Annotated in this window: 18 protein-coding genes and 1 tRNA gene; 10 read left to right on the top strand and 9 right to left on the bottom strand. The window is 71.6% G+C overall.

The features are described from left to right. Positions 1 to 64 precede the first annotated feature (64 nt). The 6 genes from secF to WMF29_RS24305 all read left to right on the top strand — a co-directional run bounded on the left by secF (position 65) and on the right by WMF29_RS24305 (position 6890). Positions 65 to 1309, top strand: a complete 1245-nt coding sequence (gene secF / locus WMF29_RS24330; RefSeq protein ID WP_437322530.1) for a protein translocase subunit SecF — start codon at positions 65 to 67, stop codon at positions 1307 to 1309. A gap of 88 nt (positions 1310 to 1397) precedes the next feature. Continuing rightward, positions 1398 to 3158, top strand: coding sequence for a single-stranded-DNA-specific exonuclease RecJ (gene recJ, locus WMF29_RS24325; protein WP_437322529.1), 1761 nt, complete (start codon positions 1398 to 1400; stop codon positions 3156 to 3158). Positions 3159 to 3194: 36 nt separating this feature from the next. After that, entirely contained in the window at positions 3195 to 3974 is a 780-nt protein-coding gene (locus WMF29_RS24320) for an ABC transporter ATP-binding protein (RefSeq protein WP_272093397.1), read from the top strand. 35 nt (positions 3975 to 4009) lie between these two features. After that, positions 4010 to 5119, top strand: a complete 1110-nt coding sequence (locus WMF29_RS24315) for an MlaD family protein (RefSeq protein ID WP_437322528.1) — start codon at positions 4010 to 4012, stop codon at positions 5117 to 5119. Between the two features lie 84 nt (positions 5120 to 5203). Next, positions 5204 to 6403 carry a pyridoxal phosphate-dependent aminotransferase gene (locus WMF29_RS24310; RefSeq protein ID WP_437322527.1) on the top strand — a complete coding sequence of 400 codons (1200 nt, stop codon included), beginning with the start codon at positions 5204 to 5206 and terminating at the stop codon, positions 6401 to 6403. 415 nt (positions 6404 to 6818) lie between these two features. Beyond that, positions 6819 to 6890: transfer RNA gene (locus tag WMF29_RS24305), tRNA-Val, on the top strand. Between the two features lie 257 nt (positions 6891 to 7147). On the opposite strand, the gene WMF29_RS24300 is transcribed toward WMF29_RS24305, so the two are convergent. Continuing rightward, complete coding sequence (locus tag WMF29_RS24300; protein ID WP_437322526.1) at positions 7148 to 8110, bottom strand: hypothetical protein; 963 nt, start codon at positions 8108 to 8110, stop codon at positions 7148 to 7150. Between the two features lie 39 nt (positions 8111 to 8149). Next, positions 8150 to 9766: a TIGR02266 family protein gene (locus tag WMF29_RS24295; protein ID WP_437322525.1), complete on the bottom strand. Its 1617-nt coding sequence runs from the start codon at positions 9764 to 9766 to the stop codon at positions 8150 to 8152. Positions 9767 to 10034: 268 nt separating this feature from the next. Here WMF29_RS24295 and WMF29_RS24290 point away from each other — a divergent pair, with 268 nt between their 5' ends. Further along, positions 10035 to 10400 carry a PilZ domain-containing protein gene (locus tag WMF29_RS24290; RefSeq protein WP_437322524.1) on the top strand — a complete coding sequence of 122 codons (366 nt, stop codon included), beginning with the start codon at positions 10035 to 10037 and terminating at the stop codon, positions 10398 to 10400. Positions 10401 to 10679: 279 nt separating this feature from the next. Here WMF29_RS24290 and WMF29_RS24285 read toward each other — a convergent pair whose 3' ends face one another. The 6 genes from WMF29_RS24285 to pilB form a co-directional block, all read right to left on the bottom strand. Then, complete coding sequence (locus WMF29_RS24285; protein ID WP_437322523.1) at positions 10680 to 12443, bottom strand: hypothetical protein; 1764 nt, start codon at positions 12441 to 12443, stop codon at positions 10680 to 10682. 135 nt (positions 12444 to 12578) lie between these two features. Further along, positions 12579 to 13727, bottom strand: a complete 1149-nt coding sequence (locus tag WMF29_RS24280) for an OmpA family protein (RefSeq protein WP_437322522.1) — start codon at positions 13725 to 13727, stop codon at positions 12579 to 12581. A gap of 8 nt (positions 13728 to 13735) precedes the next feature. Beyond that, entirely contained in the window at positions 13736 to 14062 is a 327-nt protein-coding gene (locus WMF29_RS24275) for a DUF4398 domain-containing protein (RefSeq protein WP_012237102.1), read from the bottom strand. Positions 14063 to 14170: 108 nt separating this feature from the next. After that, positions 14171 to 14863, bottom strand: a complete 693-nt coding sequence (gene lexA / locus WMF29_RS24270) for a transcriptional repressor LexA (RefSeq protein ID WP_272093389.1) — start codon at positions 14861 to 14863, stop codon at positions 14171 to 14173. A 206-nt stretch (positions 14864 to 15069) separates the two neighbouring features. Continuing rightward, a complete protein-coding gene (locus WMF29_RS24265) occupies positions 15070 to 16209 on the bottom strand; it encodes a type IV pilus twitching motility protein PilT (protein WP_437322521.1) in 1140 nt (379 codons plus the stop codon). Positions 16210 to 16213: 4 nt separating this feature from the next. After that, on the bottom strand, positions 16214 to 17914 hold the full coding sequence (gene pilB, locus WMF29_RS24260) for a type IV-A pilus assembly ATPase PilB (RefSeq protein WP_437322520.1): 1701 nt from the start codon (positions 17912 to 17914) through the stop codon (positions 16214 to 16216). 105 nt (positions 17915 to 18019) lie between these two features. On the opposite strand from pilB, the gene WMF29_RS24255 reads away from it, so the two are divergent. Together WMF29_RS24255 and WMF29_RS24250 are read left to right on the top strand one after the other, a co-directional pair. After that, positions 18020 to 19243 carry an FHA domain-containing protein gene (locus tag WMF29_RS24255; RefSeq protein ID WP_437322519.1) on the top strand — a complete coding sequence of 408 codons (1224 nt, stop codon included), beginning with the start codon at positions 18020 to 18022 and terminating at the stop codon, positions 19241 to 19243. Next, complete coding sequence (locus WMF29_RS24250) at positions 19240 to 20571, top strand: serine/threonine-protein kinase (protein ID WP_437322518.1); 1332 nt, start codon at positions 19240 to 19242, stop codon at positions 20569 to 20571. The genes WMF29_RS24255 and WMF29_RS24250 overlap by 4 nt, the downstream gene beginning before the upstream one ends. Before the next feature lie 14 nt (positions 20572 to 20585). Here the strand turns inward: WMF29_RS24250 and WMF29_RS24245 are convergent, their stop codons facing one another. Beyond that, entirely contained in the window at positions 20586 to 20774 is a 189-nt protein-coding gene (locus WMF29_RS24245; protein WP_437322517.1) for a hypothetical protein, read from the bottom strand. A gap of 266 nt (positions 20775 to 21040) precedes the next feature. Here WMF29_RS24245 and WMF29_RS24240 point away from each other — a divergent pair, with 266 nt between their 5' ends. After that, complete coding sequence (locus tag WMF29_RS24240; protein ID WP_437322516.1) at positions 21041 to 23842, top strand: tetratricopeptide repeat protein; 2802 nt, start codon at positions 21041 to 21043, stop codon at positions 23840 to 23842. Positions 23843 to 23857 lie beyond the last annotated feature (15 nt).

The following is a 23857-nucleotide window of genomic DNA, read 5'->3' as shown; positions in this document are numbered from 1 at the left end:
GCGCGAGCCGATCTCCGACCTTTGAGGGAGAACGCGCGAGCGGCTCTCCGATTGAGACACGACGATGGAACTCATCAAACCTGGCCGTCAGTTCGACTTCATGAGCAAGCGCTGGCTCTTCATCGGGCTCAGCGCGGTGCTGCTCATCCTGTCGATCATCTCGTTCTTCGTGCCGGGGCCTAAGCTCGGGACCGATTTCAAGGGAGGTACCGAGATCGAGGTCGCCTTCCGGGCTCCGGTCTCGAGCGCCGAGGTCCGCGAGGCCGTCACCAAGTCGGGCTTCGACTCCCCGGACATCGTGTCCGTCGCGGATCAGGCCAACCCGAACCGCTACCTCATCCGGGTCCACGAGGTCTCGACCCTGTCGGAGCAGCAGAAGGCCGCGGTGCGCGACCGGATGTGCCTGCCGCCGGAGAACGGCTCCGTCCCCGAGGACCGCTGCCCGCCCGCCGTGCGCGCCACCGAGGTCAAGTTCAGCCCCGGCGGCGACAAGATCTCCACGCGCTACGACGTCGCGCCCGACCTGGAGGGGATCAGGAAGCAGCTCGAGGGCATCGAGGGGGTCGAGCTCAGGGCCGGCGCGAACAACCCGCTCGTCGTGAGCGAGCGCGACCACAAGGTCGAGCTCCACCTGAAGTCGAAGGGCGACCAGCTGATGGATGGCCTCCGGGAGCACCTCGGCGCGGACAAGGTGCCCGAGCAGGCGCTCCGGGTCGAGTGGATCGGCCCGAAGGCCGGCGCGCAGCTGCGCGACGCGGCCATCAAGAGCGTCGCCATCACGATCTTCTTCATCATGGCGTACATCGCGTTCCGGTTCGACATCCGGTTCGCGCCCGGCGGCATCGTCGCGCTCGTGCACGACGTGGGCATCGCGCTCGGCGCGATGGTGATCACGCAGCGGGAGATCACCCTCTCCACGGTCGCCGCGCTGCTCACGATCGTCGGCTACTCGATCACGGACACGGTCGTCGTCTACGACCGGATCCGCGAGAACCTGGGGAAGCACCGCGACATGAGCTTCGCCGCCGTCATCAACTTCTCGCTCTCCGAGATGCTCGGGCGAACGATCCTCGTGTCGATGACGACGCTGCTGTCGCTCGTCATGTTCCTCTTCTACGGCACGGGCGTCATCAAGGACTTCGCGTTCACGCTCGTGGTCGGGATCGCCGTCGGGACCTACTCGTCCATCTACGTCGCGGCGCCGCTCACCGAGTGGATCGACCGCCGGTTCTTCGGCTCGAACGCGGGCAAGCGCAGCAAGAAGGTCAGCCGCGTCCGTACGCAGAAGCGCGCCGACGCGGTCGTCTGAGCGCCTCGCCGTGGCCGCGCGTGGACGCGCGGCCTGAGCCGCCCCAGGCCATGGACGCATCCATCCCGCCGGTGTACCCGCTTCTGTGATGAGCACGGCCACCGAGGCGTGGAGGGAGCTCCCCGAGCGCGAGGCGCCGGCTGCGGCTTTGTCCGGCGCGCCGGGCGCCGCGCCCGTCGTGGATCCGGGCGAGGCGTCGGCCGAGGCGCTCGTGATGGCGCGCCAGCTCGGGCTGTCGATCACGGTAGCGGACATCCTGCACCGGGCCGGCTGGGCGCCTGACGAGGCGACCCGGCGCTTCCTCGACCCGCGGCTCTCGCACCTCACGTCGCCGGACGCGATGGCCGATCGCGAGGCGAGCGCGGAGCGGATCGCGCGCGCCGTGCGCGCCGGCGAGCGGATCGCCGTCTTCGGCGACTACGACTGCGACGGGATCACCGCGACCGCCATCATGACCGGCGGGCTGCGCGCCCTCTCGGGCCAGGTGGTGCCGCTCCTCGCGACGCGGGCCGAGGGCAGCTACGGGCTCTCGGCGCCCGCGCTCGAGCGCGTGATGCGCGCCGGTCCCACGCTGCTCATCACGTGCGACTGCGGCTCCAGCGATCACGAGCGGCTGGCCGCGGCCCGCGCGGCCGGCATCGACTGCGTCGTCATCGATCACCACCTCGTGCCGGCCGAGCCGCTCCCCGCGATCGCGTTCCTGAACCCGCACCGCGCCGATTGCGGCTTCCCGTACAAGGGGCTCGCCTCGTGCGGACTCGCGCTCTCGCTCCTGGCCGCCGTGCGCAAGAAGCTCGGCTCGTCGCTCGATCTCCGCCCCTACCTCGACCTCGTGGCGATCGGCACGGTCGCCGACGTCGCTCCGCTGACCGGCGACAACCGCGCGCTCGTGCGGGCCGGCCTTGGCGTGCTCCAGACCGGGCCGCGTCCAGGGCTCCGCGCGCTCGCGGCGCTCGCCAACCTCGATCTCGGGCGCGGCGCGTCGGCCGAGGACGTCGCCTTCCGGATCGCGCCTCGCCTCAACGCGCCCGGTCGGCTCGGCGATCCCGACATCTCCCTGGAGCTCCTGCTCGCGCACGACGGCGTGACCGCCTCCGCGCTCGCCGCCACGGTGGAGCAGGCGCAGATGAAGCGGCGCGCGATCCAGGACGAGATGCTGACCTCCGCGCTCGCCGAGATCGAGCGCGCTGGCTTCGATCGGGATCCTGCGATCGTCATCGCGCGGCAGGGGTTCCACCCCGGCGTGGTCGGCATCGTCGCTGGCAGGATCACGGGGCGCTACGGCAAGCCGACGATCGTGATCGCGCTCGAGGGCGTGAAGGGGCGCGGCTCGGTGCGCGGTCCGGCGGGCGCGCGGCTCCACGACGCGCTCACCCGGTGCCGCGCCGAGCTCGTCGGCTTCGGAGGCCACCAGGCCGCGGCCGGCGTCGAGGTGCGCGCCGATCGCGTCGAGGCGCTCCGGGCGGCGTGGTGCGACGCCTTTCGCGAGCAGGACCTCCCGGCCGCCGCGGCGTCCGCGGCCGCCCACGTCCGGCTCGACGATCGCGACGATCCGGCGGCCGTGGCGCGCGATCTCGAGCGGCTCGAGCCGTGCGGCGAGGGCAACCGCCCGTCGTACGTCCTCGTGCCGGGCGCGGCCGTGCGCTCCGCGAGGAACCTGAAGGGCCACCTCAAGCTGGAGCTCACGTTCGCCCGCCGCGAGATCTCGTGCTTCGGGTTCGAGCTGGGCGAGCTCGCGCCGCGGTTCACCGGCAAGCGCGTCGACGTGGTGGGCCGCCTCCGGCGCGACGCCTGGCGCGGCGGGGACGCCGTCGAGATCAGGATCGAGCACGTCGCCGCGTCCGACTGAGCGCGGCGGGCGTCCGCGGCGTGCTAGCGTGAGCGCGTGGCTGAGCCGCTGATCCGGTTCTCGCGTGTGCGCAAGGCCTTCGGTCCGAAGGTCATCTACCGCGACCTGAACCTCGACGTGTACCCGGGCGAGACGATCACCATCATGGGCGGCTCCGGCGTCGGCAAGAGCGTCATGCTCAAGCTGCTCATCCGTCTGCTCGACGCTGACGATGGATCTATCCAGTTTCACGGTGAAGAGATCACGCGCCTGAGCGAGTCGCGCATCGCCGGGGTGCGTCAGCGCATCGCGATGCTCTTCCAGGGCGGCGCCCTGTTCGACTCGGTCTCGGTCGGTGAGAACGTCGCTTACGGCCTGCACGAGCACTACCGCAAGGAGATGACCGAGGCGCAGATCGCGGATCGGGTCAACTGGGCGCTGTCGCTCGTCGGCCTGCCGGGCATCGAGCAGATGCGCCCGGGGGACCTGTCCGGCGGCATGAAGAAGCGCGTCGGCCTCGCGCGCGCGATCGCCGTGCAGCCGGAGGTGCTGCTCTACGACGAGCCGACGACCGGCCTCGATCCGATCAACACCGAGCGCATCAACCACCTCATCAAGGGGCTGAAGCAGGCGCTCAACGTGACGAGCATCGTGGTGACACACGACATGAAGAGCGCCTTCTCGATCTCGGATCGGATGGCGATGATCTTCCGTGGCGAGGTCATCGCTACCGGCACCCCGGACGAGTTCCGGGCGTCCACCGATCCGCATGTCGCCGATTTCATCACCGGGACCGCTCCGGTGAACGAGGACGTCCAGACGCTTCTCGGCGCGTGACGATCCCCTCGAGATCGCGCAAGATGCCCTTCTGCATGGGCAGAGCGCGCGATCTGAAGGTCGGACTCTTTGTGCTGGCGGGCCTCGTACTCTCCGCCGTAGTCATTTTCCTGATAGGTGACGAGCGGCGGCTCTTCGACTCCTCCGTCAGCTTCACGACGAACTTCGCCGATGTGCAGGGGCTGAAGCCGGGCGCGCCCATCCGCATGGGAGGCATCGACATCGGTCACGTCGCCGAGGTCGGTTACGGCCCTGATCCGAAGGACACCAAGATCTATGTGAAGCTCGAGATCGTCGAGAGCGAGGCGAGCCGGATCAAGACGGACAGCGTCGCCCAGATCGCGAACAAGGGCCTGCTCGGCGACAAGATGCTGGAGCTCACGAAGGGGCAGAGCCCGGATTCGGTGCCGCCTGGCGGGCACATCCCCGGCGAGGTTCCGACCGACGTGATGGGCAAGGTCACCGGCATGGCCGAGAAGGCCGAGGCGACGCTCGACAACATCCAGAAGGTCTCGGAGAGCATCGCCGACGAGAAGCTGCACAGGGATCTCCGCGAGACGGTCGCCTCGGCGAACACGCTGATGAAGCAGGTGACCGAGGGGGAAGGCTACCCGCACCGCTTCCTGACCGATCCCGAGGAGGCCGAGCGCATCTCGCGCACTGTGCAGAGCCTCGACCGCCTCAGCACGGAGCTCGCGGGCGCGGTGCGCGAGGTGCGGGGGGTCGTCTCCCGGGTCAAGGAGGGGCCGGGGTTCGCGCACGACGTCATCTACGGCGACGGCCCGCAGAAGCAGGTTCAGCAGTTCGGGAACGCGGCGGACGAGGTCGCCATGACGCTGCGGGGCATCCGCGAGAGCGACAGCCTCGCGCACGACGCGCTCTACGGCGGCAAGGGCGACGGCGCCGAGGCGCTCGCCAACGTGACGGCGATGACCGGCGATCTGCGGGCGATCGTGCACGACATGAGGGCGGGCAAGGGGACCCTCGGCGCCCTGCTGGTCGATCCGTCGATCTACGAGGACATGAAGAGCCTCCTCGGCAACGTGCAGCGCAACGACGTGCTCCGCGCGCTCGTGCGCTACTCGATCAAGCAGGACGAGCAGAAGCCCGCGGTCCAGGTCGGCGGCGCGACGCCGTCGCCCTAGCGGCACATCCGAGCCGTCCGCGCAAGCGTCGGAGCGGCAGCGCCTTGCGTTATCTCGGTCCGCCCTTTATTTCTCAGTGTCTCGATGCCCACGAAGCTCGCTGACCGTCTGTCGGCCGTCGCGCCCAGTGCAACGCTCGCCATGGCGGCGAGGGCGGCGCGCCTCCGCGCCGACGGGCACAGGGTCTACTCCTTCGGCGTGGGCGAGCCTGACTTCGACACGCCCGAGCACATTCGCATCGCGGCGAAGGCGGCGCTGGACGCCGGCGCCACCCACTACACGGCCGTGTCCGGCACCTCCGAGCTGAAGTCGGCGATCTGCGCCGCGACCGAGCAGCACCGCGGCTGGCGGCCGCTGCCGAGCCAGGTCACCGTGAGCTGCGGCGCGAAGCACGCGCTGTTCAACCTCGCGACCGCGCTCTTCGAGCCGGGAGACGAGGTCGTCATCCCGGCGCCTTACTGGGTGAGCTACCCGGAGCAGGTGCGCCTCGTCGGCGCCACGCCGGTCATCGCCAGCACGACCGAGGAGATGGGCTTCCGCCTCACGGCGGACGCGCTCCAGGCCGCGCTCTCTCCGCGGGTGAAGGCGATCATCCTGTGCACGCCCTCCAACCCGACCGGCTCGGCGTATGCGGAGGAGCACCTGCTCCCGCTGCTGGGCGTGCTGCGGCGCCACGACTGCTGGATCATCGTCGACGAGATCTATGCCGATCTCACCTACGACGGGTTCCGGCACGCGTCGCTCCCCGCGCTCGCGGAGGACCTCGCGCCGCGGGTGATCGTCGTCGACGGGGTCAGCAAGACCTTCGCCATGACGGGCTGGCGGATCGGCTGGAGCATCGCGCCGACCGAGGTCGCGAGGGCCCTCGACGTGGTCCAGGGTCAGAGCACCACGAACGCGGCGGCCGTCTCCCAGGCGGCCGCTGTCGCCGCCCTGAACGGGCCTCGCGACGCGGTGTTCGCGATGCGTGCGGCGTTCGCCCGGCGGCGCGCGCTGATGGTCGAGGGGCTCAACGCCGTACCCGGGGTGCGCTGCAGGATGCCGGAGGGCGCGTTCTACGCGTTCGCCGACGTGCGCGGGCTCTGCGGGCGCGCTTTCCAGGGGACGACGCTCGCGAGCGACGAGGACGTGGCGACGTGGATGCTCGAGCAGGCGCACGTGGCCGCGGTCGCCGGCACCCCTTTCGGCGCGCCCGGGTACCTTCGCTTCTCGTACGCCTGCGATGAGGACCACATCGAAGCAGGCCTCGCCGCGCTCCGGCGCGCCGTCGCGACGCTCGACTGACCGCGCGCGTCCGACGCGCGAGTCGCTCTGCGCCGGTCTGCGCCGGTGCCCACGCGCGCTCGAGGGGCAGCGGCGCCCGTCCCCGCTCGCTCGACCGCGACGCCGCGCGGACGCGGCAGCCCGCCTGGCTCCACGCCCCGGTCGCTGATGGCTGGCGCGCAACCGGCGCGCGCGGGCCCCGCGGCCGGCTCGCTGGCCGCGGTCGCCAACGCGCCTTCAGCGGCGACCCGCCGGCTCCGGGCCTACCCCACGGGCCGCCGGCTCCGGGGCTGCCCCACGGGCCGCCGGCTCCGGGGCTGCCCGAGCGCCGCGAAGAACTTCGACATCGCCAGCGAGTTCTTCTTGTCGAACGCCGATGGTTGGGTTAAAAGCGCCACGTCTTTCCGAAACGGCCGGGTGACAACCGGCTGGCATCGGGCGCATAACTCAGCGGTAGAGTGCGTCCTTCACACGGACGAAGTCGCAGGTTCAAGTCCTGCTGCGCCCACCCCGATTCGCTCCCTGGTGAGCTGGTTCCACGCGTCGCTCTTTCTGCGTGGCCGTGCCGCTCCCATCAGGTGTTGAGCGGCTCCTGCGGAGCATCGAGCCGCCCACGCGGCCGTGACGAGGCATTCCCTTCGTGCCGGCAGCTTTGTGGGGGTGGCGGGCGAGAGGCCGCTCGGCGCCGTCACCTTGACGCGTGAAGCCGGCGAAGCGAGGGGCACAAGGAGCGCAGGCCGCTCCGGGGTTGGCGGGGTGAAGGCGTCAGCGAGCGGCGCTCGCTGCGGGCGGCGCAGCGGCCGCTTTGTCGTTCCTGCGCTTCTCGATGGCGCTGGCCGTCGCGCGAAGCTCCTTCTGGAGGGGGCCGCACCTGAGGCACTTGCGCGTCCGATGGCCCCGGCATGGCTGGGGGGTGCCCAGCGCCTTGATGTAATGGAGCGCGCGGATATCGCCCTCCTCGCGCACCCTGGCGAGCATCGCCTTGGTGGGGCAGTCCGTGAGGCGGCGCAGATCGTCGGCCACGAGCAGCGCCGGCGACGCGAGCTGCCGCACGCTGCTCTCGATCAGCCGTGTGCTCGCGTGGTCCCTGGGCCAATCGCCGAATTTCGGCGCGGTCACCACCTCATAGAGCAGGTCGGGACCGCGGCTTCCCATGTGCTTGGCCATCAGATCGAACGCCGTGAGGGCGAGGTCCGGGGTGCCGTTCGCTGCCCTCAGGATGATCTGCTTGAGCTCGTCGTTCCCGGCCTCCTCGGGAGCGAACTCGAACAGCCGCTGCGCCGTGAGCAACGCGGCCGCCATCGCCTTCTCGCGCGCCTGCGCGACCGCGAGCGCCCGGAGGACCGCGGGATCTTCCGGATACCGCTGCGCGAGCGAGCCGAGCGCCGCGCTCCCCGCGGCCTGGGCGCTCTCGAGCTCCGCGGCCTGGGCGCGGGCAGGCGGCGCCTTCGCCGGGGCCTCGGGCTCCGCGGGCGCGAGCGCCGGCGCCGGCTCGGGGGCCGGCGCGCTGCTGCTCTCGCGGACGCTGCTGCTGGGTGCAGCGGCCGGCGAAGGGGCCGGCGAGGCACCGGCGTCCCGCTCGAGCGCCGTCACGACCGTCGGGTCGCGCAGCGCTACCGCGCCGCAGACGAGCCCGGTCGCGGCCAGCAGGCCCAGCGCGGCCAGCGTGGCAGCCGTCTTCGGGCGGCCCAGCCCTGATTCACCGACGTGACTCACCGAGCCGCTCATCGCAGCTGCCTCTCCCGCGGAGGACCCGCGGCCTGGTCATCAACCGTAGGGATCGTCGTTCTTCGGCGGCTTCGGCGCGGCCGGCCTGGGCCTGGGGGCCGCCGGCTTGGGCGCCGCGGGCGCCGCCGTCGCCGTGGGGGCCGCGGGCTCTGGCGTCGGGGCGGGCGCCGCAGGCTCCGCCGTCGCCTTGGGCGCCGCGGGCTCCGCCGTCGCCGGGGCCGCAGGCTCCGCCGTCGCCTTGGGCGCCGCAGGCTCCGCGGTCGCCCCGGCGGGCGCGGTGGCGTTCGCCGCCGGCGCCGCCGGCGGTTCGGCGGTCGTCGTGGGCGCCGCCGTCCCGGTGGGCGGAGCCTTGTCCGTCGCTGCGGGCACGGCCTCCGTCGGCTGAGGCTTCTCCGCCGGAGCCGCAGGCTTCTCCGCCGGAGCCGCAGGCTTCGCCGCGGGCTGCTCCGGCGCGGCCGGCGGGGTCGCAGGGGGCTTGTCGCTCTGCCCGAAGACGAGCCAGAGCGCGCCGCAGAGCGCCGCCGCGACCAGCAGGATCGTGAGCAGCCGCCCGGTGCCGCTGCTCTCCTCTTCCTGTGCGAGCGGAGCCTGGGCCGCGGGCGCGGGCTTGGCCGTGGCCGCCTTGTCTTCCTTCGGCCTGGTGGACGCCGGCTTCACCTTTGCCTGATCGTCCGGCGCCTTTGCTTCCTGGCGCGCAGCCTTGCCGTGCAGATCGTCTGCCGGCGCCCTGTCCGCGACCTCGGCCGGCCTCCTGGCCGCGGCCGCCTTCGCTGGTCTCGCCTCGGCCGCGGGCGCGTCCTCCCGCGCTTCTCGCTCGTTCACCAGCTGAGCGACCGCAGGGACCGGTATGGCCGCCGGCTCGGCCAGCGGCCTGACATGCTCCTCTTTCGGCGCCGGAGCGGGCTCGGCCTTCTTCGGCGGGGCGGCCATGAGCGGCTCCTTGGACGGGCCGATCTCGTCCAGCGAGCCGCCGGCGTCGGCGAGCGCTTGCTTCAGCAGCTCGGCCGCCTGCTTCATCATCGTCCGCTCGTCGGGCGGCGGCATCTCCTTCTCGGGGTTCGTCTGCGGGAAGAAGCTGCCGCCCTCCGCGGCGTCGGCCTTCTTCGCCTCGCCCTTGCCCGCGTCGCCCTTCGCCCCGATCGAGCCGAGCCCCAGCATCGTCGACGCCCGCTTCACCTGCGCCTGCGCTGCCTTGGAGGGCGCGGGCTCGGCCTGCGGTGCGCTCGCGGTCGCCGACGGGGCCGTGATCTCCTGCACGTCGTCGCCCAGATCCGCGCGGTCGGTGATGCCGGCCTCGAACGCCGACCCGGCGCCTGCCTGCGCGTCGACGAGCCGGGTGATCACAGCCTTGGATTTCTCGTCGATCTTGATGAACTTCACGCCCATGCCCGCCGGGTGCGCGTCGCTCGCCTGCGCGGGCTCGCGCTTCCACACGACGCGGCCGACGCCGGCGATCACGGCTTGCTCGTCCTGCAGACGGATCTCGAACTTGAGCAGCGTGCCAGCGGGGAAGGGCGACGGCGTCTTGATGAAGATGCCGCCACGGCTCACGTCATGCGAGTGGTGCTCGATGAACTCGTCGACCGTGGCGCTCTTGTAGCGGACGGTCATCTGCAGCACTCTCGCTCGCGGATCTTTGCGTGTGTCCTGGGCCATCAGGGTAGAACTCCCGTCTACTTCGCGACTCGCTCCAGCGGATGTGGTCCGCATGTTACCCAAGGTTCGCCGCGAAGCCCAAAGGCTAACACGTGACGGTCGCTTTACCGAACGCAGCCATGGGCCACCGGGCGAGCATGCTGTTCGCGCGGCGCGCGGCGAGCGTCACCGCGCCCGAGCCCGCGCCCCTGCGCCGCAGGGCATGGCGAACCGAGCGTGTGCGCGCGTCTCTCGTGATATGTTCGCGTCGACTGGAGAATGCGCCAGGATGGCTGTCCGGGACCACTTTCGCGTTCACGCGAGGCGACGCGTCGATCTTGGGGCGACGCTGCGCGATCGGCAGTCGGTCGAGGAGCACGGCGTTCGCATCCGCGATCTGGGGCTGGGCGGCGCCGGCATCGAGCTGTCCGAGGCCCAGCTCGCGTCGGAGCTCCTGGATCCCGAGGCGTCGGTGACGCTCGAGGTCACCGCCCCGAACCTGTGGGATCCGCTGAGCCTCCGCGGTCGTATCGCCTGGATCCGCCGCGGCGCGGCGGGCCGGCCGGCGCGTGCGGGCGTTCGCTTCGAGCACCACGACGCCGGGTCGCTCTACGGCCTCTACCAGTTGCTCGGCACCGAACACTTCGACCTCTAGCGCGGGGGGGCGCCCGCTTCGGATACGGGCCCATCTCGACGCTTTCGGTGCTCGGCGTACGTGAGTACGCCTGCGCGCCGAAAACGCCGATCTGGGCCCGTCTCCTGTGCGGGCGACCCCCCGCGCAGCGGCTGGAACGGGGGAACGGGGGCGGAGGGGCTCGGCCTGCGTGAATACGTCTGCGCGCCGAAATGCCGAGATGGGCCCGTCTCCTGTGCGGGCGGCCCCCGCGCTGCGGCGGCCGGAAGGGGGAGGGGCTCGGGTGTGCGGGAGACGGAGCTAGAAGGCGAACACGGGGCTGACGGTGGGGGCCAGGACGAGGCCGAGCGTTGGCCACATCAGCATCACCTTCACCTCGGCGGACACACCGAAGTTCTGGGTGATGCCGTAGACCACACCGGCGCCTAGCGCCGAGAAGTTCCGCCCGGTGATCTGGTAGGCATCGAGATTCTCGACGTAGCGGGTGTTCGCCGGACACCTGTTGCTGCTGCTGGTGCTCAGAGGATCCCCATCCTCGGTGCGGCGATCGCACACATCCACAGGCACCGAGGCGTTCACCTGGGCCAGCCCGATGGGCGAGGCGAAGGCGTAGGGGCGGAACCCGCCCTTCTCGACAATCCGATCCCCCAGAAGGAAATACGTGGCGCGGAGCTCCGCATGGAGCGGCAGGAAGCTGAGCGCCTGGAGATGCGGGTTCTGCAGCTCATTGCCCGCCCCGTCCGTCCACGGGTTCGGCCCGTTCTTGGAAGACGGCGAGCCGCCGAACGCGAATCCGACCCGTACGCCGAGGAGCAGCGACAGATCCGAGAACAGCTGCCGATCGTACGACAGCATCACCCGCCATCCAGCGAGGCTCAGGCCGCCCTTGACCCCGTTCGTCCCCTCGAGATCCGCGGGCTCGCCGTAGAACTGCCGGCCGTCGCCGCCCGGATAGAAGCAGGCGTAGGCGGCGTCGCTGCCCGAGCAGACGTAATCCGTGCCGCGCACCAGGAGCAGGTCGAGCTGGCCGGAGACGCCGACCACGTTGCGGTTGCCCTTGCTCTTGCCCTTCGACGCCCCGGCCCCCTCGTCGCTCCCCTGCTCGCAGGTCCCGTTCACACAGGCGAGCCCCGACTGGCACTCCTCGGTCGCCTCGCAGGCCGCGCCCCAGGTCTTGTCCCCGCGCTTGCCGCCGGCCTCGGGGCAGCCAGGCAGGCCTGGCGGGCAATCCTCCTTCGCGGCGCACCGCTTCGGCGGCTCCTGGCCAGGCAGCGACGGCTCGTGCTCGATCTCGTTCTTGATCGGCACCCGGTGAGGGGCCTGCATCGAGCCGGCGGTGCCCACCGGATCGCCCGCCTCGTCCCTCAGGATGACGAAATACCGGATATCGCCGGTCGTCGTGACATCCTCGCAGGGGATCTCCACGCCGAAGCCGCTCTCGAGGCGCCTCATCTCGAGCGACTTCCACTTGGGCGAGCCGAACGGCTTGTAGCGGACCGTCGCCTTGGACGCGTCGATCTCGTCCGGGATCTCGACATACACGGGCACCGGCGTGTTCACCGCCTGCTCCGCCACCGGCGTGTGGGGAACGTCGCCCGCGGCAGCCTTCGTGGCCTTGCCGCCGCCGTCGCCCGAAGCCTTCCCGGCCTTCCCGGCGGCCTGCGCCTCCTTCTGCGCCTCCTTGAACGCCTGGGCCAGCTCGGTCGTCGTCAGCGCGTCGATGAGCGCCGCCTTCGGATCGGCCTGGAGCGCAAGCACGAACTCGGCCTTGGCCTGATCGAGCTTGTTGCCGCCGCCGTACACCGTGCCGAGCGCGATGTGCAGCTTGCCGACCACCGACTTCGAGCAGGCGTTCTTGTCGCACTTCTTCAGCGCGTCTTTGAGCTTCTTCTCCGCCTTGTCGAACTCGACAGAGAGGTAGTCATCGTCCATCGCCTGGTTGTGCAGCTTCATCGCCTCCGCGTCCTTTTCGCCGGCGGCGCCGGCGACCGCCGGCGCGCCGAGGATCCACAGCGAAGTCAGTGCAGACGCGAGGCGAGCGCGGCGTGAACGACGGAAAAACACGGGTTCTGACCTCCAGGGTGTGCTGGGGAGGGGCTCTTGCTTTCAGGATGAGGGGGCCGGGTCCGGCCCCCTGGACTGCGCGGTCGAGAGCGACCGTACCCCGACACGCCAGGCGGTGCCCCCGTGACGGCTGGACTACTGCGCGCCCTCCGTGCGGACGAACTGCACGCGCCGGTTCAGGGCGCGGTTCTGGTCGGACGTGTTCGGCACGATCGGCTGCTCCATGCCGTACCCCTTCGATGTCAGCCGGGCCTCGTCGATGCCCTTGGCCACCAGGTACTTCTTCACCGAGGCCGCACGCCGATCCGACAGCTTCTTGTTGTAGGCCGCGGCGCCCTTGTTGTCCGTGTGCCCTTGGATCTCGATCTTGATCTTCGGGTTCTGCTGGAGGACCTCCACCACGGCGTCGAGGATCGGGAAGCTCTCGGGCCGGATCTTGTCCTTGTCGAACTCGAAGTGGATCTGCTGCGTGATCTTGATCTCCTTCTCGGTGACGATGACAAGGCTCGGCTTCTTCGGGCAGCCCGGCTTGTCGCCGCCGACCACGCCCGGCTCGTTCGGGCACTGGTCCTCGAGATCGACCACGGTGTCCTGGTCGTTGTCCGGCTCGGGGCAGCCGTCGGCGTCCTCGTAGCCGTCCGGATCCTCCGGGTCGTTCGCGCAGTTCTTGCCCGTGCTGTCCTTGTCGTTCGCGTCGAGGATCGTGTCGAGGTCGTTGTCGACCTCGGGGCAGCCGTCCTCGTCGAGGTAGCCGTCCTTGTCCTCGGGCAGGAGCACGCAGCTGTCCTTGCTGTCCGTCAGGCCGTCGCCGTCCGTGTCCGGATCGTCCGGGCAGCCGTCATCGTCCTGGAAGCCGTTCCAGGTCTCGGCGTCGCACGGGCACTTCTTGTCGTCCGGATCGAGCAGCCCGTCGCCGTCGCAGTCACCGGGCTTGGGCGGCGGCGCCTCCTCGACGAACCCGCGCTCGGCGCACTTCTGCGGCGGCGAGAGGTCGTACGCGGCGTGCGTGTTCGCCTTCGCGATGTCGAGGTGCTCCTTGGCCCGGGCGAAGAAGCCCTGATCGAGCTCGACCGAGGCGAACGACAGGTGCGACTTCGCCATCGCCAGCTCGCGCGGCGCGCACCGGAGCGCGCCGTTGCGCTCCGCCTGCTTCGCGATGGTGGTCAGCGCCTCGATGTCGCCGCGCATGACCGGCACCTGCGTGCACGAGAAGGCGGCCCCGGCGATCGCCACGACAGCGAGGGCGCCTGCGCGACGGGCGCGGCGGGAACTGCGGCGCGTCATTCCAATGCTCATCGACCCGCGCCCTCGTGCGCCTGTTTCGCTAGGGTGATCGCCTTGTCCGCGTACTCCTCTGCGACGTCGGCGAAGTCGATCGCGTCGCCGTAGTCGGCGGCCGCGGCCTCTTCCCGAGCCTTCCAGAGGTGCTCGCGCGCGGTGTAGTACTCGTACGGCGCATACTTCTCTGCGCCGAGCGCCTCGGCCGTCTCGAGCTTGCTCGAGGCCGAGTTCGCGGTGAACGCGTAGAGGGTACCGCCGCAGCCGCCCGTGAGGGCCGCCGCGAGCACCATGCCCGCGCCTGAAATCCAAGTCCCGAATCGCCGCCCGTGCGTCGTCACGATCGCGTTCTTTCTGGAGCGGGCACCTAAGACCGTCTGCCCGGCCGTCGCGACGCTATCAAGGCCGCTCGGCGCACGTCAACCGGCTCGGGGAAGGGAAGTGTGAGGTCAGAGCTTCCGGTAGACGCCGACGACCACGCCCAGGAGCATCGCGGGCTTGAAGTCGCTCGCCCGGACCAGGATCGGGGCCATCGCCGCGTTCGCCGGCTGGAAGCGCACGTAGTCCTTCTCGGGGAAGAAGTACTTCACGGTCGCCTCGTCGCCGATCAGCGCCACCACGATGTCGCCGCGCTGCGCGGTGAGCTGCCGGCGCACGAAGATGTAGTCGCCGCTGAAGATTCCCGCCTCGATCATCGAGTCGCCGGTGACGCGCAGGCCGAACACCTCGCGCCCGCCGCGCACGAGCGTGCGCTCGATCCGGACCGTATCGAGGACGTGCTCCTCGGCGAGGATGGGCAGGCCCGCGGCGATCCGGCCGACGACCGCGATCTCGACGAGGTCGTCCTCCTGGTCGTTCGCGGGGGCGTCGTTCCCACCGTTCACGAGCGCGCCGCGGAGATCGGCGCCGCCGCCGGAGCCCGCGCCGTCGAGATCCCGCGGGCGGAGCGCGCGCGACTTCATGTCCTCGCGCGTGAGGTAGCCCTTGCGCTCGAGCGCCCGGAGGTGATCGTTCACCCCGTTCGTCGAGCGAATCCCCATATGCGCGCCGATCTCGCGCAGCGTCGGCGGGTACCCGCGCTCGCTGATCGACTGCCGGATATAGTGAAGCACCTGCTGTTGTCGCTCGGTGAGCCCCTGCATCGGGCGGAACCTACTGAACGGTTGGGTAGATGTCAAAAAAGTGTGGAGCCCTCTCGCCAGGGGCTCGATTTTGCTGCGAATTTCTGGATGCCAGCGGCGCTCGTCCGCTTGTTCGCCTGTCCGCTCCGCCTCCCGCCGCGCCGCGCCGTGAGCCCCGAGGCGCGTCGAGCGTGCAGGGTGAACCGAAGGGCAGGGGCCCGCTGTGGTCAAGGCTGCTTCGGGGCGTTGTTCCGTGAGCTCATCGCCTGACGGGGCTCGAGCATCGCCCGGATCTCGTCGGCGTCGGCGGCGGCGGCGAACGCTTCCTCCATCGTGATCATCCGGCGCTGGTAGAGGGACACGAGCGACTGGGCCATCGTCTGCATGCCGCTGCCGGCCTGGCCCACCTGCATCTGCGAGTAGATCTGGTGGAGCTTGTCCTCGCGGATGAGATTCCGGATCGCGGCGTTCGGGATCATCACCTCCATCGCCATGACGCGCCCCGGGCCGTTCGCGCGCGGCAGGAGGAGCTGCGTCATCACGGCGACGAGCGTGAACGAGAGCTGCTGGCGCACCTGCGACTGCTGGTGCGGCGGGAAGACGTCGATGATGCGGTTGATCGTCGAGATCGCCGAGTTCGTGTGGAGCGTCGCGAAGACGAGGTGGCCGGTCTCGGCGATCGTCAGCGCCGACTCGACGGTCTCCAGGTCGCGCATCTCACCGACGAGCACGACGTCCGGATCCTGGCGCAGGGCGTACCGCAGGGCGTCCTTGAACGACGCGGTGTCGGAGCCGATCTCGCGCTGGTTCACGAGCGACAGCTTGTGCGGGTGCAGGTACTCGATCGGATCCTCGATCGTGAGGATGTGCAGCCGCTGCTCCGAGTTGATCTTGTCGATGATGCTCGCGAGCGTGGTCGTCTTGCCCGAGCCCGTCGGGCCCGTCACGAGCACGAGGCCGCGCGGCTTGGCCGTGATGTCGAGCACGACCGGCGGCAGGCCCAGCTCGTCGAAGTTCATGATCCGGAAGGGGATCTGCCGGAAGGCGGCCGCGACGGCGCCGCGCTGCATGTAGATGTTGGCGCGGAAGCGGGCGAGCCCCTTCATGCCGAACGAGAGATCGAGCTCGTTGCGCTGCTCGAACGCCGCCACCTGCTCCTCGCTCAGCACCGAGTAGCAGAGCTGCTTCGTGTCGCTCGGCATGAGCGGCGGGAGCTTCAGCGGCACCACCGTGCCGTCGATGCGCAGGAGCGGCGGCGTGCCGCTCGTGATGTGCATGTCGCTCGCGCCCTTCTCCACCATCGCGCGGAGGAGCTGCTGGAGCGTGTACCGGAGGCCTTCCTGCTGTCCGACGAGCTCGGTGGTCATGCGCTCAGTCCCCCATCGTCACGCGGCCGACCTCCTCGGTCGTGGTGACGCCCGCGAGCACCTTCTCGATCCCGCTCATCCGGAGGGTCAGCATCCCGCCCTTGACCGCGGCGGCCTTGAGCTCGGCCGTGGACGCGCCCTGGAGGACCATCTCCTTCAGCGCGTCGGTGAAGCGCATGACCTCGTAGAGCGCGACGCGGCCCTTGTAGCCCGAGCCGTTGCAGGTCTTGCAGCCCGCGCCGCGGACGAGCTCCGCGCGCGCAACCTGCTGCTCGGTGAAGCCGAAGTCGAGGAGCACCCTCGCGTCGACCTTCAGCGGGACGCGGCAGTCGGGGCAGATCTTGCGCGCGAGCCGCTGGGCCAGCACGAGGTTCACGCTGGCGGTGATGAGGAACGGCTCCACGCCCATGTTGAGGAGGCGCGAGATCGTCGACGGCGCGTCGTTCGTGTGCAGCGTCGAGAGCACGAGGTGGCCGGTGAGCGCGGCCTTGACCGCGATCTCGGCCGTCTCGAAGTCGCGGATCTCGCCGACCATGATGATGTCCGGGTCCTGCCGGAGGAACGACCGCAGCGACATCGCGAAGTTCAGCCCGATGTCGTCGTGCATCTGCACCTGGTTGATGCCGTGCAGGTTGTACTCGACAGGGTCCTCGGCGGTGCTGATGTTCGAGCCGATCTGGTTGAGCTCCGAGAGCGCCGAGTAGAGGGTCGTCGTCTTGCCGGAGCCGGTCGGGCCGGTGACGAGGACCATGCCCCAAGGCTGCCCGATCGCCCACTTGAAGTCCGCGAGCGGCTTCGCATCGAAGCCGAGCTTCGCCATGTCGAGCTGCAGGTTCGACTTGTCGAGGAGGCGGAGGACGATCTTCTCGCCCCAGAGCGTCGGGAGCACCGAGACGCGGAAGTCCATCTCCCGGCCCCTGCCCATCTTCAGCTTGATGCGGCCGTCCTGCGGGAGCCGCCGCTCGGCGATGTCGAGCGAGCTCATGATCTTGAGGCGGCTCGAGATCGCATTCTTCAGCTTGATCGGCGGCTGCATCTCCTCCATCAGCACGCCGTCGATGCGGTAGCGCACGCGGAGCTTCTTCTCGTACGGCTCGACGTGGATGTCGCTCGCGCCCTTCTTGATGGCGTTCAGGAGGATCGCGTTGACGAGCCGGACCACGGGCGCGCCCTCGGCGGCCTTCTCCAGCTCGAGGACGTTCACGTCGTCGGCCTCGACCTGGAAGCCGACCTCCTCCTCCCCGAACTCGCTCAGCACCTCGTCGTAGGAGGGCCCGACGTTGTAGGCGCGCTCGATCGCCTCCGTGATGCCGGTCTCGGACGCGACGACGGGCTCGACGTTGAAGCCCGTGAGGAACTTGATGTCGTCGATCGCGTGGAGGTTCGTCGGATCGGCCATCGCCACGACGAGCGCCGTCCCCGACCTGGAGATGGGGATGATCTTGTGCTTCTCGCAGACGTCCCGCGAGACGAGGCGCGAGACCTCCGCGTCGATCTCGTACTCGTCGAGGGCGACGGCCGGGACGCGGTACTGCGTCGAGAGGAAGCTCGTGATCTCTCCGTCGGAGATGTACCCGAGCTTGGCGAGCGCGTACCCGAGGTTCTGACCTGTCTTGCGCTGCTCCTCTTGGGCTTGCCTGAGCTGCTGGAGGCTGATGAGCTTTTCGCGGACGAGCAGTTCGCCGAGGCGGTTCGTTGTCGACATCGAGGCGGCAAATCCTGCGGGTGACGAGGAAGGGAGTCAACGCTGGCGGTTGGGGCCGGCGCGCATCAAGGGTAGGATGTCGGATGGTGGCGAGGATGGCGCTGCGTGAGTCTCTTTGAGTGGTTCGGGCTCAGGCGGGGGGACAGCCGACGCAGGGCGGCCGAGGCCAAGGAGCTCGCCGGCGATCTCGCGGGGGCGGTCGAGCTGTACCTCGACGCCGGGATGCCGGACGACGCGGCCCGGGTCCTCCTCCTCCGGGCGGACGCCGAGCGGAGCGTCGAGAAGCGGATCGCCTTCTGCGCGTCGGCGTCCCGCATGGCGGAGAGCCCCGAGCTCAAGCGCGCGGCGCTCGGGCGCAAGGCGCTGCTCGCGTTCGATCTGGTGCGCGCGCGGGGCGCGAGCGTGATGCGGAGCGAGGCGCTGGCCGTCGCGCGCGAGCTCGAGGAGGCGGGCGAGCTCGAGCGCGCGGCCGACGCGTACGCCCTGGTGGGCGACACCGAGTCGGAGACGCGGGTGCTGGCCGCGGCGGGCGCGATCGAGCGGCTCGAGGAGCGGCTCCGCTCCGCGATGACCGTCGAGAGGGACCAGCGAGAGCTCGCCGCGGTCCTGCGGTCGATCGCGGATCTCGACCGGATGGCGGAGCGCCGCGAGGCGATCGGGGTGGCCGAGGCCTGGATCGCGGGGAACCGCGGCGGCGAGCAGGTGGCCGACGCCCTGCGCGCGATCCGCGCGCGGCTCCTCTCGGGGCCGATCCTCTCGCTCGAGCTCGGCGGCGCCCTCCTGCGGTGCGCGCTCGGCGACGAGGTCACGATCGGCCGCGGCGAGGCGACCATCGTCATCGCGTCCCGCGCCGTCAGCAGGACGCACGTGCGGATCCGGCGCGGCCCGTCCGGCGTCGAGGTCGAGGATCTCGGGACGCGCAACGGCACGACGCTGGCGGGCGCGCGGCTCACGGGGCCGCTGCCCGTCGGCCGCGGCGTGCAGCTCCTGCTCGGCGGGGAGGTGCCGTGCGCGATCGCGCAGGGGACCGGGGAGGGGTGCGTGGTGGAGATCGCGGGCGATCGCTTCACGGCGCCGCTCGGCGATCTGCCGGTCGGCCCCTGGCGGATCCGCCTCGATCGGGCGGGGGCATCGTCCTTCGTCGCGCTGAAGACGCCGCCGGGGGCGCCGCCGCCGTTCCTCGGCGACTACCAGCTCGCGCCGTCGGTCGAGCTCTGCGCGGGCGACGCGATCGCCTCGGCGCGCGGGGGGACGGCGGTCTTCCGGCTACCCCCCGCCGGCGAGGCAACGTCGATCCGGCGCGGCGGCGCCGAGGGCGGCCCGGCGTGAGCCTGTGGCGCCGGCTCAAGGAGCGCCTCGGCGGCGCCGCGGCGGACGGCGGTGCGCCGGCGGACGCGAGCGGCGGCGCCGCGCCGGGCGGGGCGGACGTCGGGGGCGGCGCGCATCCGGCGCGAGCGGAGCGGCCGCAGGCGCGCGCGTCGCGCGAAGGCGACGACATCGCGCGCCTGCGGAGCTCCGGCACGCGCGAGGGGCCCTCGACGGACGAGGTGATCGCGGTGCTCCGGCGGGCGCGCGGGACGCTCCGGGAGGCCGAGGCCGTGGCGCACCTCGTCGCGGCGATGGAGGAGCGGGTGCTGCCCGATCCGATCCGCGTGGCCTGCGCGGATCTGCTCGCGGCCCGGGGCGACGAGCAGGGCGCGCTCGCCGTGCTGGAGGGCGCCGCGTCGCGCGAGCGCGGGGGCGCGTCGCGCGCGCAGCCGGTGTCCTCGACCGAAGGCCTCGTCCTCGCGGCCGATCTCTACGCCTCGCTGGGGCAGCTCCCGCGCGCGGTCGGCGCGATCGAGCGGGTGCTCGTCCGGGAGATCGGCGCGCCGGGCGCGCGCGAGCGCCACCAGCGCTGGCGGGCGGCGCTCGGCGCGGATCGGCCCGCCGCGGTCGCCCGCGTGGACGACGCGACCGTGGTCGCGCCCTCGGCGGGCAAGAGCCCGTTCCGCCTGCTCCGCGAGGTGGCGCGCGGCGGCGCTGGCGCGGTGTACGAGGCCGAGGACGAGGCGCTCGGCCGGCGCATCGGGTTCAAGGTCTACCACGGGCGGGGCGGGGACCGGGCGCACCTCACCCGCGAGGTGCGGCTCGCCGCGGCGCTCGCGGGCCCCGGCGTCGTGCGGGTGTTCGACGCGGACCCCGAGGAGGGCTGGATCGCGCTCGAGTGGATCGCGCGGGGGTCGGTGAAAGACGTGCTCCGCGCGGGCGACGCGGCGGCGCTCGCGCCGATCGCGCGGTGGGCGCGTCCGCTCGCGCGCGCGCTCGCCCGCATCCATGAGCGCGGCTACGTCCACGCGGACGTGAAGCCGGCCAACGTGCTCCTGCGCAACCTCGGCGAGCCGGTGCTCACCGATTTCGGGCTGGCCAGGCCCCGTGGCGCGCCGTCGGCCGGCGGCAGCCCAGGGTACGTCTCGCCCGAGCGGCTCGCCGGGCGGGCGAGCGATCCGCGCGATGACGTCTACGGCTTCGGCCGCGTGCTCGAGGACGTCCTCCTCCACCTCGAGCCCCTCGGCGGCGAGGGGCTCGCCCCGTGGAAGGAGCTGTCGCTGCGGTGCCTCGGCCCGGACGACGACCGGCCGCCGGACGGCGCCGCGCTCGTCCGGGCCGCCCGCTGAGCGAAGCGGCGGGCTCAGCAATCTTCGAGGCAGCGCTGGTACCGATCGAACGCGGTCGCGTCGGTTCCATCGAACGCGCCGCAGGGAGCCTCCGCCGCGCACGCCGACGCGCACCGGACGCGGCCGTCGCACGACGCCTCGGCGGAGAGGCCGCTGCCGTGGAAGCCGCACTCCTCGGTGTGCTCCGTCGCCTCGTCGCACACGCTCCCGCAGGCGGTCGCGAGGGCGACCGCGAGCGCAATTGACGCGGCTGACGCGGCGCGAGCTGCTCGTGCGCTGCCGGGTGCTTCCGTCCACCAACGACGCCTGCCTTCGCTCATGCCTGCTCTCTGCCGGGCCGATCTCTCGTTCGGGGGACCTCACGCCGCGGCGTGGTGCGGCGCAGGGTGGCAACCCGCTTCGCTTCGGGCGCGGCCCTGGGTAGATTGCTCGCCTGCATGCGCGTACGCAACGAGAAGAGGGCGCCCTGATGCGCTTGGCCATCGTCGCCACGCCCAGCCTGCACCGCGATCAGCGGCCGGCGCCCGGCTCGCTGGACGGAGATCTCATCCGGGCCCGCCTCTCGCTGGACGACGCGGGCTTCCGGGTGATCGACGTCGATCCCGCCCGGGATCTCGCGGAGCAGCTCGACGCGCTGTTCGACGAGGTGGTCGCGACGCGGAGGACCCTGGTCGACGCGGAGGACGCCGCGCGCGACGATGCATCCACCCTGTTCCTCTTCTACGCCTCCAGCGCGGTCGCGCTGTCGCCGGACGGGGAGCTCTTCCTCTGCCTCGATCCCGAGAACCCCGGCCTGGGCGACGCGCTGGGCGACATCGCCGCGGTGTTCCGCGATCGCGCGCGCGGCGAGGTGCTGTTCGTCCTCGAGTGCCACCACGGCCCCGGGGCGACCTCGCGCGCCGTCGTCGCCGCCGCGGAGCAGGCGGTGGCGTCTTCCGTGACGGGGGTCGAGCTCCTCGTGGCGGCGCACCCGATCGGCTCGCTCGACGCGGATCTGCCGTCGGTGCTCACCCGCGCCTTCGTCGAGCACCTCGACGAGGCCGAGCCGGAGCGCGGCCTCACCGCGGAGGCGATCTTCCGCCGCGTGGAGGGGAACACCGAGCTCGCCGGCGCCATCCCGTGCTTCGCGCGGACGGGCGGGCAGGGCTCCTTCTCGGTGCTCGTCCCTCGCGGCGGCGCCCCGGGCGCGCCCCCGGCGGAGGGGACCGAGGCCGCGCCGCTGGACATCGCGGACGAGCGGGACGCCGCCACCACGCCGGCGCCGGCGCCGGACGATCCGGTCGCGCAGTACCTCGCGGCCGGCGACATGCTCGCCGCCGCCGGGGACCTGGAGGGCGCGCTCACGGCGTACAGGAAGGCGCTCGCGCTCGTCGGCGTAGCGCACCGGGACGCGCGCGCGGAGGTGCATCTGCGCATCGCCCAGACCAGGTGGCGCCAGGAGCGGCACCGCGAGGCGATCGAGAGCTTCGACAAGGCGCTCGCGCTCGCGCCGGAGCACCGGCCCGCGCTCGAGGCCCTGGTCGAGCTCCACCTCACCGGGCGCGACTTCGTCCGGCTGCGCATCGCGGAGGAGCGGCTGCTCACGCGCGTCGAGGGGGACGGCGATCGCTTCGGGTTCCTCGTCCAGTTCGCAGAGCGCTGGGAGAGCATCGCCGGAGAGCCGGCGCGCGCGCTGGAGCTCCTCGAGCGGGCGCGGGAGCTCCGCCCCGACGACGCCGCTGTCTTGCGCAGCCTGGGCCGGCTCTACCAGGCCGCGGGCGACGTCGATGCGTCGATCGAGGCGCGCCGCTGCCTCATCGAGAGGATAGAGGAGCCGAGGCAGCGGGCGGTCGCGCTCCTGGAGCTCGCGCGCGCCGCGATGCAAGGCGAGGCCCGCGCGACCTTGACCGAGGTCACGCGGGAGCGGGACGGGATCGAGCTGCTCGAGCGCGCGCTGGACGCAGATCCCACGTTCCTCGATCCGCTCTCGCTCATCGCGATCCTCCTCTCGGCGCGGCAGGAGTGGGGCGAGCTCGAGCTCGCGTACCGGCGCATGCTCGATCGAGCGCAGCGCATCCCCGACCTGCGCGTCCGGAGCGACGTCACCTGGGAGCTCTGCCGCCGCCTCGGCATGCTCTTCCGCGATCACCTCGAGGATCCCACCTCCGCGCTGGAGGCGTTCGAGGGCGCGGTGGACGAGCGACCCGACGACGTGCCGGGGCGGCTCAGCGCGGCGTCGCTCGCGCGGACGGCCGGCCGGCTCGAGCGCGCCGCAGCGCACCTCCAGGCCGCGGCGGTGCTCGATCCCGGCAACGTCCAGGTGTTTCACGACCTGTTCGACACGTTCCAGAAGCTGAGGCGGGTCGACCAGGCCTGGTCCGCGGCGAGCGTGGCCGTTTACCTCGGCGCGGCCGAGGCGCGGGAGCGCTTCATCTTCGAGGAGCACCGCCCGGCGGGCCTCGTCCAGCCTGCGCGCGGGCTGAGCGTCGGGACGTGGGACCTCCTGCGAGCGGGCGATCGCGATCGCGCCCTCGAGGAGGTCCTCGCGTCGGTCGCCGGCGCGGCGATCCGCGCGCGGTTCGCCCAGCGCGTGCGGGAGAAGCGGGTCCCCCAGCTCGATCCGGCCGCGCGCGCCGACGCGGAGCGGAACGCGGCGGGCGTGGTTCGCCTGTTCTCGTGGGCGAGCCGGTGTCTCGGGATCACCTCGCCGGCGGTCTACCTCCGCAAGGACGCGCCGATCGCGGTCGCCGCGGTGGCGGTCGAAGAGCCGAGCGTCCTCGTCGGCGGCGAGGCGCTCCGCGGGAGGACGGCGGCCGAGCTCGCGTTCCTGGTGGGCAGCCACGTCGCGTACCACGTCGGCCCGCACCGGCTGCTGCTCCATTTCCCGTCGCTAGAGGAGCTCGGCGTCTGCCTGGCGGCGGCCGTCAAGGTGGCGCGGCCGTCGGAGCTCGTCCCCGCCGATCTCGAGGGCGCGGTGCTCGCGCTGGTGCCCCTCCTCGACGAGCGCCTGACGGAGAGCGAGCGTGACGCCCTCGAGGCCGCTGTGTTCGAGCTCTACGAGATCCGCGCGCCGCTCGATCTCGCGCACTGGGTCGGCTCGGTCGAGCGGTGCGCTGCCCGGGTCGGCTATCTGCTGACCGGCGATCTCTCCGTGGCGGCGTCGTCGCTCTCGCGGGGAGACGCGCCGGGCGTGCTGACGGCCGAGGAGAAGATCGGCGATCTCCTCTCGTTCACGGTCTCGGACGCCTACCACGCCTTGCGCGAGGAGCTCGGCGTCGCGATCGAGCCCTGAGCTTTCCCGTCAGGC

This window comes from Sorangium sp. So ce381 (assembly GCF_051473845.1).
Taxonomy (GTDB): Bacteria; Myxococcota_A; Polyangia; order Polyangiales; family Polyangiaceae; genus Sorangium; species Sorangium atrum.
The sequence above is the reverse complement of the archived record's forward strand: the minus strand, read 5'-3'. Positions and strand labels throughout refer to the sequence as shown.

What these genes read in the sequence shown, in the direction of transcription:
- WMF29_RS24310 (WP_437322527.1), top strand. Translation starts at nt 5,204, where the DNA reads ATGCCCACGAAGCTCGCTGACCGTCTGTCGGCCGTCGCGCCCAGTGCA.
- WMF29_RS24240 (WP_437322516.1), top strand. Translation starts at nt 21,041, where the DNA reads ATGCGCTTGGCCATCGTCGCCACGCCCAGCCTGCACCGCGATCAGCGG.
- secF (WP_437322530.1), top strand. Translation starts at nt 65, where the DNA reads ATGGAACTCATCAAACCTGGCCGTCAGTTCGACTTCATGAGCAAGCGC.
- WMF29_RS24315 (WP_437322528.1), top strand. Translation starts at nt 4,010, where the DNA reads ATGGGCAGAGCGCGCGATCTGAAGGTCGGACTCTTTGTGCTGGCGGGC.
- WMF29_RS24300 (WP_437322526.1), bottom strand. Translation starts at nt 8,110, where the DNA reads ATGAGCGGCTCGGTGAGTCACGTCGGTGAATCAGGGCTGGGCCGCCCG.
- WMF29_RS24290 (WP_437322524.1), top strand. Translation starts at nt 10,035, where the DNA reads ATGGCTGTCCGGGACCACTTTCGCGTTCACGCGAGGCGACGCGTCGAT.
- lexA (WP_272093389.1), bottom strand. Translation starts at nt 14,863, where the DNA reads ATGCAGGGGCTCACCGAGCGACAACAGCAGGTGCTTCACTATATCCGG.
- pilB (WP_437322520.1), bottom strand. Translation starts at nt 17,914, where the DNA reads ATGTCGACAACGAACCGCCTCGGCGAACTGCTCGTCCGCGAAAAGCTC.
- recJ (WP_437322529.1), top strand. Translation starts at nt 1,398, where the DNA reads ATGAGCACGGCCACCGAGGCGTGGAGGGAGCTCCCCGAGCGCGAGGCG.
- WMF29_RS24280 (WP_437322522.1), bottom strand. Translation starts at nt 13,727, where the DNA reads ATGACGCGCCGCAGTTCCCGCCGCGCCCGTCGCGCAGGCGCCCTCGCT.
- WMF29_RS24295 (WP_437322525.1), bottom strand. Translation starts at nt 9,766, where the DNA reads ATGGCCCAGGACACACGCAAAGATCCGCGAGCGAGAGTGCTGCAGATG.
- WMF29_RS24265 (WP_437322521.1), bottom strand. Translation starts at nt 16,209, where the DNA reads ATGACCACCGAGCTCGTCGGACAGCAGGAAGGCCTCCGGTACACGCTC.